The sequence below is a fragment of the Pseudomonas sp. 22072 genome (assembly GCF_052046095.1).
GTDB classification, from domain to species: Bacteria; Pseudomonadota; Gammaproteobacteria; order Pseudomonadales; family Pseudomonadaceae; genus Aquipseudomonas; species Aquipseudomonas paracarnis.
This window is the reverse complement of sequence record NZ_JBQEQE010000020.1, coordinates 96,568-110,620: the sequence shown is the minus strand read 5'-3', so window position 1 is coordinate 110,620 and position 14,053 is coordinate 96,568. Positions and strand designations below refer to the sequence as shown.

Genomic DNA, 14,053 nt, shown 5'->3' with positions numbered 1-14,053 from the left:
TTCACTGGCTGACCCACTGCTATCGCAGGCAAGCCAGCTCCCACATTGGTTCTGCTGTGTGGCGGGTTGACGGTTACAATGCCGCTCTACCAAGGAGCCTTCATGACCGCCCTGCTGACCGACTGGCGCCACCGCCCCACCCATCGCCGCGTCTGGGCCCTGGCCGCGCCGATGATCCTGTCGAATATCTCGGTGCCCTTGGTGGCTCTGGTGGACAGCATGGTCATCGGCCACCTGCCCCACGCCCACCAACTGGGTGCCGTGGCTGTCGGCGCCAGCCTGTATACCTTCCTCGCCTGGGCCATGGGTTTCCTGCGCATGGGCTCCACCGGGTTCGCCGCCCAGGCCGCCGGGCGTAACGATGGTGCAGCGTTGCGGCAAATCCTGTTGCAAGGCTTGCTGTTGGCGCTGGGGCTGGCGATGTTACTGGGTACCGTGGGCATTCCCCTGAGCCATCTGGCCCTGGAATGGATGCAGCCCTCGCCCGAACTGAACCAACTTACCCGCGAGTTTTTCCACACCCGCCTGTTCGGCCTGCCCGCCGCTCTCGCCAGTTATGCACTGGTCGGCTGGTTCCTCGGCACCCAGAATGCACGAGCGCCATTGGCGATTTTGCTGACCACCAACCTGGTCAACATCGCGCTTAACCTATGGTTCGTCCTCGGGCTGGACTGGGGCGTGGTCGGCTCCGCCCGAGCCTCGGTGATCGCAGAGTGGACCGGCGCCCTGCTCGGCCTGGCGCTTACGCAAAAAGCCCTGCGCGCTTATCCTGGGCATATCGCTTGGGCCGCCTTGAAATTGTGGCAAAGCTGGCGCCCGTTGCTGGCGGTCAACCGCGACATTTTTATCCGCAGCCTGGCGTTGCAGTCGGTGTTTTTCATGATCACGGTGCAAGGCGCAAGGCTGGGAGATGCCACAGTTGCAGCCAATGCCTTGCTGCTCAATGGGCTGTTACTGACGGCACATGCCCTGGATGGCCTGGCTCACGCGGTCGAGGCTCTGTGCGGCCACGCCATCGGCGCACGTGACCGGCAAGCGTTACGGCAGTCATTGGTGGTTGCCTGTGGTTGGTCGCTGATCGCCAGCGTGGGTTTCGCCCTGCTGTTCACCTTCGGCGGCCATCTGTTCATCGCCATGCAAACCGATATCCCCAGCGTGCGCGAAACCGCCGCTATCTACCTGCCCTACCTCGCGGTATTGCCGTTGATTGCGGTGTGGAGTTATTTGCTCGATGGGCTGTTTATCGGTGCAACGCGGGCGCGGGAAATGCGCGATGGGATGTTGCTGACGGTGATGCTGGTACTGCCGATTGCCTGGGCTTTGCAGGGCTTGGGCAACCACGGACTGTGGATAACTTTTTTGCTATTCATGGCGGTACGCAGCTTGATCCTGGGGGCGATTGCCTGGTGGCTGAGCACGCAGAATCGCTGGCTGAGCGATACCCGCTGACACGAGCCCCTACCTGTTACTTCTGACAGGTTACAAGCCGATTTTTCAAGCGTTGAATAGCGGTGGGCAACCTCCCCTGCTTACGCCAAGGAAAATCGCTATGAATATCAAACGACAAACAGGCATCGTCACCCTTTGGGTAATCGCCACGCTGACTACCGCAGGCTGCACGGCGCCATCGAACTCAACAGCGCAGCCGGCCGGGACACTGCGGGTGGAGAATCAAATGGCCGGTGAGTACACACTCGTGGTGATACATGGGACTGAACAGCACAGAATCACCAAAGGCGAATCAAAGGACCTGACAATCGATGGAAAAGAGGTGCTCCTGTCGCGCCTCAACAGTCAGGGCACAATAACGCAGATAGCCCTCAACGTTCACTCAGAGAGCAAATGCCCAGTGACGCAATGCTTGCTCGTAAGGTGACTTGATCAACGTCGTGCCAATGCGGCCGGCCTCACAGGAACTAAACGAACACTCGCTCAGTTCCGGTGAGGCCGCACGACTCAAGAAGACAAGTAAGAAGAACGAGTCAACCCAAGACGCAACGCATCCAGGAACTGGGTACGCTCGGACGCCGAGATCTTCGCGCTCGCGCACTTGTCGCGGTAGTGCGTCATCAACTCTTCCGGCGACAAGTGCACATAGCGCAGCATGTCTTCGATGGTGTCGTGAGTCTCGATCCCGGCGCTGTACACCGAACCGTCTTCACGCTGGTAGATGTTCACCGAGTCGGTGTCACCGAACAGGTTGTGCATGTCGCCCAGGATTTCCTGATAGGCGCCGACCAGGAAGATACCCAGCAGGTAGTCCTCGCCTTCGTTCAAGCCGTGAACAGGCAGGCTCGTTTCGATGCTCTGCTCGTCGACGTATTGCTTGATCTTGCCGTCGGAGTCGCAGGTCAGGTCTTGCAGCACGGCGCGGCGCAGCGGCTCTTCGTCGAGGCGGTGCAGCGGCAGGATCGGCAAGACCTGGCCGATGGCCCACGTATCCGGCAAGCTCTGGAATACCGAGAAGTTGCAGATGTATTTGTCGGCCAGCTTGTCGTTGAGTTCGTCCAACACCTGGCGGTGCGAGCGCTGGCGGGCTTTCAACGAGTTGTGCAGGCGACGGCACACCGCGAAGTAGCACTGTTCGGCCAGGGCTTTTTCGGCCAGGGTCAGCTTGCCGTCGGCGTACTGGGTGGCCACGTCGCTCATGTAGTGGGTGGCGCGCCAGTAGGTTTCGGTGACCATCTCGATGTCGGTCGGGCCCAGCAGGTCCACCAGCCATTGCACGGTTTCCGGCAGGCTTTCCTTGTTTTCGATGGTCGGGATTTCGTCGTTGTGCTTCTCGACGTCCGTCACCTGCACCACCAGCATGGCGTGGTGAGCGGTCAGGGAGCGGCCGCTTTCGGAGAAGATGTTCGGGTGCGGCAGGCTCTGCGCGTCGCAGAATTCCTTGAGCATGCCCACTACCACGCCGGCGTAGTCGTCCATGTCGTAGTTGATCGAACTGGCGTTGCGCGAGTGCGTGCCGTCGTAGTCCACGCCCAGGCCACCGCCGACGTCGATGTGGTCCACCGGCAGGCCGAGGTTGCGCAGTTCGCCGTAGTAACGAATGGCTTCCTTGAACCCGTGCTGGTAGTCGGCCAGGTTGGCAATCTGCGAGCCCATATGGAAGTGCAGCAGGCGGATGCCCTGGTCCAGGCCGGCTGCGCGGAAGCGCTCGACCACTGACAGCAACTGGGCTGCCGACAGACCGAATTTGGATTTCTCGCCACCGGTGTCCGCCCACTTGCTCGATGCCAGGGACGACAGGCGCACACGCAGGCCCACCTGCGGCTTGACCTTGAGGCTCGCCGCCTCTTCGATCACCAGCCCCACCTCGGACTCTTTCTCAATCACGATGAACACGTTGTGGCCGAGCTTCTGGCCCATCAGCGCCAGGCGGATGAACTCACGGTCTTTGTAACCGTTGCAGACGATGGTGCCGCCCTTCGGCGCCAGGGCCAGCACGGCCAGCAGCTCAGGCTTGGAGCCGGCTTCCAGGCCGATGGAAACGTTCTGGGTGGCAATGATGTTCTCGATCACCGCTTCCTGCTGGTTCACCTTGATCGGGTACAGCGCGGTGTACTTGCTCTGGTATTCCAGGCGCTCGATGTTGGCGTCGAAGGCACCGGTCAATTGGCGCACGCGGTCTTGCAGGATATCGGGGAAGCGCACCAGCAGCGGCAACGACAGGCCGCTTTTGCGCAACTCATCGACTTGCTCGTACAGGTCGACGGGCGTGCTGTTCGGGCCGTTCGGACGGACTTCTACGCGACCGGCTTCATTGATCGCGAAATACCCGGCCCCCCAATGGCGAATCCCGTAAACACTGCGGCTGTCCGCAACTGTCCATTGGCTGCCATCGTCTTTGCGTGTGCGTCGTACGGACATCGAAGTCCCCTATTAATGAAGGCGAAGGCGCCACCTCTCGCGGAGGCTGGCGCAGTCTAAAGAATGAAAATGACGATTTGCCTGCAAGGGAAGTAGACCCCACTGGCAGGACAGAGTTTAGCCACAGGTTGGGAAGAGGCTTTCAGCCGCCGGACTTCTTGGCCTTGTACCCGAGCTTGATCAGCTCGGCCAACAGCAACTCGACGTGATCGCCCTGAATCTCGATAACCCCGTCTTTCAACGCGCCACCGGTGCCACAGCGCTTTTTCAGCGAGGTGGCCAATTCCTTCAGGGCTTCTTCAGCCAGGGGCACGCCGGTGATAGTGGTCACCGTCTTGCCGCCACGGCCTTTGCTCTCGCGACGCACGCGGGCAATACCGTCGCCTTCGGGGATCAGGGTCTGTTTGCAGGTGCACGAATCCACGGGCTGACGACAGTCCGGGCAGTGTCGACCTGCGTCGGTGGAAAATACCAGGCCACCAAGGGCGGCGAAGGATGCGGCTTTTTTGGCCACCGGCAATCCTCTTGGGAGGATGAAGACTGATCGGCGCCGCACAAGGCGGTGACCGACCGCGAAGCCCCACTCAGGCAGGGGCAGCGCTACCGAACCGTCAAGGCCACCACCATTGTAGGAGCGAGCTTGCTCGCGAAGATCGTCAACGATAACGCGGGCATTCAGCCAGCACGCGGTGTCTTGGCGTTTTTCGCGAGCAAGCTCGCTCCTACAGGGTGAAACAATAGCGGTTCGGGTGAAAAGGCGCGCAGTGTAACGGCAAAAAGCCAAGTTGCTAAGAGCCAAATGGCGCCAATTTATACAACTTTAGCGACGTGAGGCGAGATACCGCCGCAAGCCCTCTTGGGCGTCCGGGCAATAAGACTTTTGCTCGGCCTCTGCAAGCACCGTTTCAATGGATAGAAAACGCGCTTCCATGACCTCTTCAGGCTGCAAACACAGTGGGCCGTCCCATACAGCAGAGTAGGACGTACACCACAGGCGGCTGTCGCCATCTTCAAAGTAAAAATGATCGTGCTCGACCAACTCCACGCCACTCACGCCCAGCTCTTCCGCCAATTCCCGCTGTGCCGACAGGGCATAGCTTTCTCCCGCCGCCACCATCCCGCCCGCCGCCGTATCCCAGAACCCCGGGTACAGGGCTTTGCTCAGCGTGCGCCGGTGCACACACAGCTCGCCTTTGGAATTGAACAGGAAGATAAACGTGCAACGGCCGATCAAGCCGCGCTGGCGCAGGTCGGACCTGACCAGGTGACCGAGCAGGTGGTCCTGCTCGTCGACCCAGCAGATCAGTTCAGCGTCGGAGGCTGCTCGGTGTGCGGCCTCCTTTTGAGTAGCGTCCATCATCAACCCTGGTTGAGGAGCTGACGCAAGTCGATCACTGCAGCGTTTGCCCGGGAAATATAGTTGGCCATCACCAGCGAATGGTTCGCCAGTACGCCGAAGCCACTGCCGTTAAGAATCATAGGACTCCATACCGGTTCTTGCGAGGCCTCTAGCTCCCGAATGATCTGGCGCACGCTGACGGTGGCATTTTTCTTGGCCAGTACGTCGGCAAAATCGACTTCGATGGCACGCAGCAGATGGGACAGCGCCCATGCCTGGCCGCGCGCTTCGTAGAACACGTTGTCGATCTGCATCCATGGGGTTTCCACCACTTCTTCATCGACCTGCGGCACTTCACCCGGCGCCAGCGCCTCGGTTTTCAGCGCAGTGTTCAACTTGACCCGGCCCACGCTGGCGGACAGACGCTGGGACAGCGAGCCCAAACGTGTGGCCACATCGCCCAGCCAGTTGTTGAGGTTGTCGGCACGCGCATAAAACAGCGCGCCGCGCTGGTTCGGGTCAGACAGGCGCGCTTCGTAGCGGCTCAGGGAATTGATGCCTTCCTGGTATTCCGACTCACTGGATGGCAGCACCCAACTCTTGTTGTCGAAGTTGAAGCGCGGCTCGGCCTTGGCCAAGTCAGCGTCTTCAGCCGACTGCGACTGGGAGCGGGCGAAGTCTTTACGCAGGGCACGGGTGAGGTCACGCACCTGCACCAGCACGCCGTATTCCCAGCTCGGCATGTTGTCCATCCACAAGCCTGGCGGGAAACGGTCGTTGGAGATGTAGCCGCCTGGCTTGTTCAGCAAGGTGCCAACCACGGTCTTGAGGGTTTCGACGGTGGTGTAACCCACCACCATCTGCTTGCCTTCCTTCTCGGCGGCAAGCTGGGCATTTTGCTGCACCGGAAACAGCGCCGGCTCTTGGCTCCAGTACCAACCCAGGCCACCGGTGACCAGCAGGTACAAGCCGATGATGCTGAGCAACGCCCGGCTCATCAGCAGGTTGCGAAAATAGCTGCGGTTGGCCGACTTGGGCTCAGGGGCGGGGCCTTTGGCACTGCCTTCGCGGTTTTTCCAGTCCAGCATGGCGATATCCTTTCAATCACTTGAGTTCATGCACGTCAATTGTCCGGGTGCGTTCAGACATTCCGACCACAACCCTACCCCATCGTGCCCATCGGTGCGGGGCTTTTACACGAAACTGGCGCACCAGCGCGCTTGGACTATAAAGGATGCACGCGATTTACGCTGCGCGACCCATTGGTCAATAACTGAATGGCAGGCACGCAGACTTAATTGACGTATGACACTCATCTATCAGAAAAGAGGTGCTAGCATAGAGCCATCAGTCGACCTCAGCATGCACCCTCACAGTAGTCAGGATATGACCGAGTCAGAAGACCCCAGCCGCGAGCGTCTCAAGCAGCACTTTGCCCAGCGGGTAATTCATCAGGCACGTCAAATTCTTGAGATCTGGCAGCGCCTGCAACGCAGCGAGTGGTCGAACGCCGACTTTTCCGAACTCAGCGAAGCCAACCTGCGCCTGCAACGCTTCGCCGAACGCTTCGAACAGCCCGAACACACACAACTGGCACGGCATATCAGTCAATCCTTGCAGGCTGTGGACGAGAACCGTGGCCGTCTGAGCAGCCAACTGATCACCGAGCTCAACCGCTTGATGCAACGCCTGTCCCGCACCGGCCTGCGCCAGGGCGATCAGCTTGAGCAAACCTTCCTGCCGCCGATGCGCAAGCCGATCTATGTGATGCTGGCCGACCATGACCGCGCCGAACGCCTGGCCAAGCAGTTGGAGTTCTTCGGCATGGGCGCCCACGCCCTGGACAGCGTCGCCGCCTTTCGCGCGTCCATGGCCGAGCGTTTGCCGTCGGCGATCGTGATGGACGTGGACTTCTGCGGCACCGGCCTGGGCCTGAAGCTCGCGGCAGAGGCCCAGGAGGGCCTGGAGCAAAAGCTGCCGCTGTTGTTTTTCAGCCTGCACGAAACCGACACCCCGACACGCCTGGCCGCCGTACGCGCCGGCGGCGAAGAGTTCCTGACCGGCACCCTGGAGGCCTCAAGCCTGCTGGAAAAGATCGAAGTGCTAACCTGCGCGGCCCAGTACGAACCGTACAAAGTGCTGATCATCGACGACTCGCGGGCCCAGGCGCTGCACACCGAACGCCTGCTCAACAGTGCCGGCATTGTCACCCGCACATTGACCGAACCGATCCAGGCCATGGCCGAGCTGGCGGATTTCCAGCCCGACCTGATCATCCTCGACATGTACATGCCTGCCTGTACCGGCACCGAACTGGCCAAGGTGATTCGCCACAACGACCGCTACGTCAGTGTGCCGATCATTTACCTGTCGGCCGAGGACGACCTGGATAAACAGCTGGATGCGATGAGCGAGGGCGGTGACGATTTCCTCACCAAACCGATCAAGCCGCGTCACCTGATCACCACTGTGCGCAACCGTGCGTCACGTGCGCGCAACTTGAAGGCACGGATGGTGCGCGACAGCCTGACCGGGCTGTACAACCACACGCATATCCTGCAACTGCTCGAAGATTGCAGCTTCCGCGCACGCCGCGAGAACAAGCCGTTGAGCTTTGCCATGCTCGATATCGACCACTTCAAGCGCGTCAATGACAGCCACGGCCACCCCATGGGCGACCGGGTGATCAAGAGCCTGGCACTGTTTCTCAAGCAGCGTTTGCGCAAGACCGATTACATCGGCCGCTACGGCGGTGAAGAGTTCGCCATCGTGATGCCCGACACCGACCTGGAATCGGCCTGCAAGGTGCTGGACGACATTCGTCGGCGCTTTGCAGAAATCCACTACCCCGCCCAACCGCAGGATTTGTGGTGCACCTTCAGCGCCGGCCTGGTGGAGCTGTGCGACGGTTCCGACAGCTTGATGATGGCCGCCCAGGCTGACGAAGCGCTGTACCGCGCCAAGGACGCCGGACGTAATCGCGTGCAAGCCGCTCGCACATCAAAGCAAAGTGCCATCTTTTCACCAGAATCCACCGATTCGGTCATAACGCTGTAATACAAACGCAATAAATTCAGGCGCTTATCTCTTGCCGTCGGTTGAAACCCCGCATGCGCCTGAAGCTGCTGACCAATCTCAATACCCTTCTGCTGGTGGCTGTGTGCCTGGCCCTCGGGGCGACACTGTGGTGGTCGCAACGGGCGCTGGAGCGTCCGTACTTGTTGATGGAGCGCTACCTCGGGTTGTCCCAGGTCTTTCAAAACCAGGCTGCCCGTAACATCGATGACTACTTGGCCAGCGGCGATGCCCTGCGGCTGAGCAGTGCCACCCAGAGCCTGGAAAGCCTGCAGCTTCAGCTGGGCGAACTGCCGCCCGACTTGGCGCAAAACCTGCGCCCCAGCCTCATGGACCTGGAGACTTTCAGCAAGACCGACCTGTTGGCCGCCGGTAAATTGGCTGGCGACCCGCAAGCCCTGTTGCTGCAAGCCGAGCGTGAACTGGGCGCGAACCTGGAACAATTGAGCCAGTACGCCAGCGGTGTCAATTCCGCGGAGGCTGCGCATTATATGTCGCCATTGCTCGCAGCCTCACAGCACCTGGGCAAACTGTCCCTGGCCCGCGACAAGCTAGTCAGCAGCGGGCGCGCCGAGTTGGCCGCGGATGTCGAGCGGGAAGTGACCAACCTGCGCACTCAGGCCGACCTGCTTGCGCAGCTGCCCTTATTGGGAATAAAGGCCAGCGCTGAATCCAACACCGATGATTTTTCCGCGTTGATGGGCCTGGAAAATACCGAAAAAACCGAAGCCCAGGACACCGGCGTCGACCTCAAGCGCGAACTCAACAGCCTGTTGACCCGCTACCCCGCCGAACTCCAACGCACCCGTGAACAGATCCAGCAACGCGCCGATCTCGCCGCCAGCACCCACCTTAAAATCACCAACGTACAACAGGCCATCGCCGGCCTGGAACCCGTGGTGCGCGCGCAACACGCGAAGATTCAGGGTGAAGTGCGTGTGATGCAGGGGGTGATGATTGGTCTGATCCTGCTGATCGCATTGCTGATCGATACCCTGCAACGCCGCCTGGCGCGCGTGCTGACCAACCTGGCACCCGCCTTGTCGACCTGGGCCGAAGGCGACTTCAGCCAACCGATTGCCCTGGGCAAGACCAACCGTGAACTGCACGATATCGAGGCCTCCCTTAACCGCCTGCGCGCCTACCTGGTGGATCTGGTCGGCACCATCCGTGGCAATGCCGAAGAAGTGGCAGGCAGCAGCCGCGCCCTGGCCGAACTGAGCAGCGGCCTGCACGACGGAGCCGAGCGCCAGGCCGGCGACACCGCGCAAATCCGTGATTCCCTGGGCGAGCTGGAAGCCACCATCCAGCAAGTCGCCGGGGATGCCAGCCAGGCCGCCGGGGCCAGTCGCAGTGCAGGCCAAGCCGTGGAGCAAGGCCAGCGCGTTATCGGCCTGAGCCTCACCGGGCTGCATGCGCTGGTAGGCGAAGTGCAGCAAAACGCGCAGATGATCGAGAAACTTGCCGAAGAGTCCGCCACCATCGGCGGCGTGCTCACGGTGATTCGCTCGATTGCCGACCAGACCAACCTGCTGGCGCTCAACGCCGCTATCGAAGCCGCCCGCGCCGGTGAAGCCGGACGTGGTTTCGCCGTGGTAGCCGACGAAGTGCGCTCCCTGGCCCAGCGTACTGCCGGCGCCACCGCCGAAATCCAGGGCCTGATCGCCGGCCTGCAAAGCGCCGCGCACCAGTCGGTAGAAGGCATGCGCGCCCAGGTCGAACACGCCGAAGCCACCGCCCAGCAGGCCCAGGCGGCGGATGGCGCGCTGGATGAAATCGTCGGGGCGATCCAGACCATCTCGGATACCGCCGTACGCATTGCCGATGTGACCGCGCAGCAGAGTTGCGCCGTGAGCGAGATACGCGACAACAGTGAGCGGATTCATCAATTGGGTGAGGATAATTTGCTGCGTATTGGCCAGGGCCGTAGCCAGGGCGAGCACCTGCTGGTACTGGGTGGGCAACTGACTACCGCCGTGCAAGCCTTCCGCGTCTAACCCGATCCGGCCCTCTATGAAGACCGCAATGTGGCTGATCGTTCCCACGCTCCGCGTGGGAATGTCGCCCCAGACGCTCCGCGTCCCGCTTTAAAGCCGTGACGCAGAGCGTCACTGGATGCGTGCCCACGAGGAGCGTGGGTGCGATCAGCTCCCACACTGACCAAATGCCGTCTCCCAGTCACAAATTTTGCGCAATCCTCGCTAATCGTGCCGCCTACTGCATAGAACTGGACAGTCACAAAGGCTTTGCGGCATAGTCGCCGGGTTCTGACGCACCCACACCAATAACAAGGAACAGCCAATGGCGACCTTACTGGTTCTTCACGGACCCAACCTGAACCTGCTTGGCACCCGCGAACCGGGCGTCTACGGGGCAGTGACCCTGGACCAGATCAACCTCGAACTGGAAAAGCGGGCCCGTGAAGCCGGCCACCATTTGCTCTACCTGCAAAGCAATGCCGAGTATGAATTGATTGATCGCATCCATGCCGCGCGCGGCGAAGGCGTGGACTTTATTCTGATCAATCCCGCCGCTTTTACGCACACAAGCGTTGCATTACGTGACGCGCTGCTGGCGGTGAGCATCCCATTCATCGAAGTGCATTTATCGAACGTGCACAAACGCGAAGCTTTCCGCCATCACTCTTACTTCTCCGACGTAGCGGTAGGAGTGATCTGCGGCCTTGGCGCCAGCGGTTACCGACTGGCCCTGGAGGCCGCCCTGGAACACATTGAAGAACAGGCTAAACGCCCCTGACCGACCCTTGGGAGTTGATGATTCATGGATATCCGTAAAGTTAAGAAACTGATCGAACTGCTGGAAGAATCCGGTATCGACGAGCTGGAAATCAAGGAAGGCGAAGAGTCCGTACGGATCAGCCGTCACAGCAAGACCCCGGCCCAACAGTTCTACGCGCCACAGATGCAAGCACCGGCTCCAGCCGCTGCAGCTCCGGCTGCCGCACCTGCCGCCGCCGCTGCACCTGCCGCCCCAGCCGCTCCTGCGCTGAACGGCTTCGTGGTCAAGTCGCCAATGGTCGGTACTTTCTACCGCACCCCGGCACCGACCTCGCCAGCCTTCGTTGAAGTGGGCAAGACCGTGAAAGTGGGCGACACCATCTGCATCGTTGAAGCGATGAAAATGATGAACCACATCACCGCGGAAAAAGCCGGCGTCATTGAATCCATCCTGGTAGAAAACGGTCAGCCGGTTGAGTACGACCAGCCGCTGTTCACCATCGTTTGAACCGCGGAGCGCCTTCGATGTTGAAACCTGCGAAGAAACTGCAAAAAGTCCTGATCGCCAACCGCGGCGAGATCGCGCTGCGTATCCTGCGCGCCTGTAAGGAAGAGGGCATCAAGACCGTCGCTGTTTACTCGACGGCCGATACCGAATTGATGCACGTGAAACTGGCGGACGAAAGCATCTGCATCGGCCCGCCACTGGCCACGAACTCGTACCTGAAAGTCTCGAATATCATCGCCGCGGCAGAAGTGACCGGCGCCGATGGCATCCACCCGGGCTACGGCTTCCTCGCGGAAAACGCCGACTTCGCCGAACAAGTGGAAAAATCCGGGTTTGCCTTCATCGGCCCGAAAGCCGAAACCATTCGCCTGATGGGCGACAAGGTCTCGGCCAAGGACGCCATGATCGCGGCCGGTGTGCCCACCGTTCCAGGCTCCGACGGCCCACTGCCTGAAGACGAGGAAACCGCTCTGCGCATTGGTCGCGAAGTCGGCTACCCGGTGATCATCAAGGCCGCCGGTGGCGGTGGTGGTCGCGGCATGCGCGTGGTGCACAAGGAAGAAGACCTGATCGAAGCCGCCAAGCAGACCCGCTCCGAAGCGGGCGCCTGGTTCGGCAACCCGATGGTCTACCTGGAGAAGTACCTGACCAACCCACGTCACGTGGAGGTCCAGGTACTGTCCGATGGCCAGGGCCACGCCATCCACCTGGGTGATCGCGATTGCTCGCTGCAACGTCGCCACCAGAAGGTACTGGAAGAAGCCCCGGCACCGGGCCTGGACGAGAAAGCCCGCCAGGAAGTACTGGCGCGTTGCGTCAAGGCGTGCATCGACATCAACTACCGTGGCGCCGGTACCTTCGAGTTCCTCTACGAAAACGGCCGCTTCTACTTCATCGAGATGAACACTCGTGTGCAGGTAGAGCACCCGGTATCGGAGATGGTCACCGGTATCGACATCGTCAAGGAAATGCTGAGCATCGCAGCCGGTAACGTGCTGTCCTTCACCCAGGACGACGTGAAGATGCACGGCCACTCCCTGGAGTGCCGCATCAACGCCGAAGACCCGAAAACCTTTATCCCAAGCCCTGGCCTGGTCAAGCATTTCCACGCGCCCGGCGGCAACGGCGTACGTGTGGATTCGCACCTGTACAGCGGCTACAAGGTTCCGTCCAACTACGACTCGCTGATCGGCAAGCTGATCACCTGGGGCGCCACTCGCGACGAGGCCATGGCCCGTATGCGCAACGCCCTGGACGAAATCGTGGTCGACGGCATCAAGACCAACATCCCGCTGCATCGGGATCTGGTTCGTGATGAAGGCTTCTGCGAAGGTGGTGTGAACATTCACTACCTGGAACACAAGCTGGCCAACCAGTAAGTGCTCCACCCAACAAAACCGCCTTCGGGCGGTTTTGTTGTTTATGGGCCACCGCCCCCTGATCGTTCCCACGCGTGGGAACGCCTCTTGTGGCGCTCCGCACCACGCCTTAACAACGGGACGCGGAGCGTCCGAGGCGGCATTCCCACGCCGAGCGTGGGAGCGATCGTCGGCGCAGTCGTCTTCTGGCTTGCTCTCGCGTAAACTTGCGCGCTTTCGCGGCCTGCCCGCCGCACATTCATTTTTTTCAAAGGTGCCCGCCATGCCTTGGCTGCAAGTCCGTCTCGCCATCAGCCCAGAACAAGCCGAAACCTACGAAGACGCGTTCCTCGAAGTGGGCGCCGTGTCGGTGACCTTCATGGACGCCGAAGACCAGCCGATTTTCGAGCCGGAACTCAACACCACGCCGCTGTGGTCCCACACCCACTTGCTGGCCCTGTTCGAGGACGGCACCGACGCCGCCGCCGTGCTGGCCCATATGGAACTGCTCACCGGCGGCCCGCTGCCCGAGCATCACAGCGAAGTCATCGAAGACCAGGACTGGGAACGCAGCTGGATGGACAACTTCCAGCCCATGCGTTTCGGCCAGCGCCTGTGGATCGTGCCAAGCTGGCACGCCGCGCCCGAGCCAGACGCCGTCAACCTGCTGCTGGACCCGGGTCTTGCGTTCGGTACCGGCACGCACCCGACCACCGCCCTGTGCCTGGAATGGCTGGACGGCCAGGACCTGACCGATAGCAACGTGCTGGACTTCGGTTGCGGCTCGGGGATCCTGGCCATCGCCGCCCTGCTGCTGGGCGCCAAGGAGGCCGTGGGCACCGATATCGACGTGCAGGCCCTGGAAGCCTCCCGCGATAACGCCGGGCGCAACAACATTGCCGAAGGCAAATTCCCACTCTACCTGCCTGAGGACCTGCCCCAGGTTCAGGCCGATGTGCTGGTGGCCAATATCCTCGCCGGGCCACTGGTGTCGCTGGCGCCGCAACTGTCGAGCCTGGTCAAGCCGGGCGGGCGCCTGGCGCTGTCGGGCATCCTCGCCGAGCAAGGTGAAGACGTGGCTGCGGCCTACGCCAAAGACTTCGAGCTGGACCCGATCGCCAACCGTGATGGCTGGGTACGCATCAGCGGTCGTCGGCGCTAGAAT

The 14,053-nt window shown here is 61.1% G+C and carries 11 protein-coding genes and 1 pseudogene; 8 read left to right on the top strand and 4 right to left on the bottom strand.

The window, feature by feature from the left end; genetic code table 11:
• Positions 1 to 102: 102 nt before the first annotated feature.
• Both ACTJLA_RS19955 and ACTJLA_RS19950 read left to right on the top strand, forming a co-directional pair.
• On the top strand, positions 103 to 1,449 hold the full coding sequence (locus ACTJLA_RS19955) for an MATE family efflux transporter (RefSeq protein WP_294166968.1): 1,347 nt from the start codon (positions 103 to 105) through the stop codon (positions 1,447 to 1,449).
• A 100-nt stretch (positions 1,450 to 1,549) separates the two neighbouring features.
• Positions 1,550 to 1,876: a hypothetical protein gene (locus tag ACTJLA_RS19950; protein ID WP_054896399.1), complete on the top strand. Its 327-nt coding sequence runs from the start codon at positions 1,550 to 1,552 to the stop codon at positions 1,874 to 1,876.
• An 80-nt stretch (positions 1,877 to 1,956) separates the two neighbouring features.
• Here the strand turns inward: ACTJLA_RS19950 and speA are convergent, their stop codons facing one another.
• The 4 genes from speA to ACTJLA_RS19930 all read right to left on the bottom strand — a co-directional run bounded on the left by speA (position 1,957) and on the right by ACTJLA_RS19930 (position 6,297).
• Complete coding sequence (speA, locus tag ACTJLA_RS19945) at positions 1,957 to 3,870, bottom strand: arginine decarboxylase (RefSeq protein WP_034126423.1); 1,914 nt, start codon at positions 3,868 to 3,870, stop codon at positions 1,957 to 1,959.
• A 142-nt stretch (positions 3,871 to 4,012) separates the two neighbouring features.
• On the bottom strand, positions 4,013 to 4,384 hold the full coding sequence (locus tag ACTJLA_RS19940) for a translation initiation factor Sui1 (RefSeq protein ID WP_003188201.1): 372 nt from the start codon (positions 4,382 to 4,384) through the stop codon (positions 4,013 to 4,015).
• Between the two features lie 306 nt (positions 4,385 to 4,690).
• On the bottom strand, positions 4,691 to 5,227 hold the full coding sequence (locus ACTJLA_RS19935) for an NUDIX hydrolase (protein ID WP_034126422.1): 537 nt from the start codon (positions 5,225 to 5,227) through the stop codon (positions 4,691 to 4,693).
• A gap of 2 nt (positions 5,228 to 5,229) precedes the next feature.
• On the bottom strand, positions 5,230 to 6,297 hold the full coding sequence (locus ACTJLA_RS19930) for a DUF2333 family protein (RefSeq protein WP_003188197.1): 1,068 nt from the start codon (positions 6,295 to 6,297) through the stop codon (positions 5,230 to 5,232).
• Positions 6,298 to 6,595: 298 nt separating this feature from the next.
• Here ACTJLA_RS19930 and ACTJLA_RS19925 point away from each other — a divergent pair, with 298 nt between their 5' ends.
• From ACTJLA_RS19925 to prmA, 6 genes and pseudogenes are all read left to right on the top strand, one after another.
• The gene (locus ACTJLA_RS19925; protein ID WP_034126420.1) at positions 6,596 to 8,266 is read left to right on the top strand and encodes a response regulator; all 1,671 of its coding nucleotides are present in this window, start codon (positions 6,596 to 6,598) and stop codon (positions 8,264 to 8,266) included.
• A 1,499-nt stretch (positions 8,267 to 9,765) separates the two neighbouring features.
• Positions 9,766 to 10,281 (top strand): annotated as a pseudogene (locus tag ACTJLA_RS19920) (methyl-accepting chemotaxis protein); the annotation flags it as partial.
• Between the two features lie 304 nt (positions 10,282 to 10,585).
• Positions 10,586 to 11,041 (top strand): type II 3-dehydroquinate dehydratase, encoded by a 456-nt coding sequence (aroQ, locus tag ACTJLA_RS19915; protein WP_054918786.1) that lies wholly within the window; start codon positions 10,586 to 10,588, stop codon positions 11,039 to 11,041.
• Between the two features lie 24 nt (positions 11,042 to 11,065).
• Positions 11,066 to 11,530 (top strand): acetyl-CoA carboxylase biotin carboxyl carrier protein, encoded by a 465-nt coding sequence (gene accB, locus ACTJLA_RS19910; protein ID WP_003188191.1) that lies wholly within the window; start codon positions 11,066 to 11,068, stop codon positions 11,528 to 11,530.
• Positions 11,531 to 11,547: 17 nt separating this feature from the next.
• Positions 11,548 to 12,909, top strand: coding sequence for an acetyl-CoA carboxylase biotin carboxylase subunit (gene accC / locus ACTJLA_RS19905; protein WP_003188188.1), 1,362 nt, complete (start codon positions 11,548 to 11,550; stop codon positions 12,907 to 12,909).
• Positions 12,910 to 13,171: 262 nt separating this feature from the next.
• On the top strand, positions 13,172 to 14,050 hold the full coding sequence (gene prmA / locus ACTJLA_RS19900; protein ID WP_034134793.1) for a 50S ribosomal protein L11 methyltransferase: 879 nt from the start codon (positions 13,172 to 13,174) through the stop codon (positions 14,048 to 14,050).
• Positions 14,051 to 14,053: the final 3 nt, after the last annotated feature.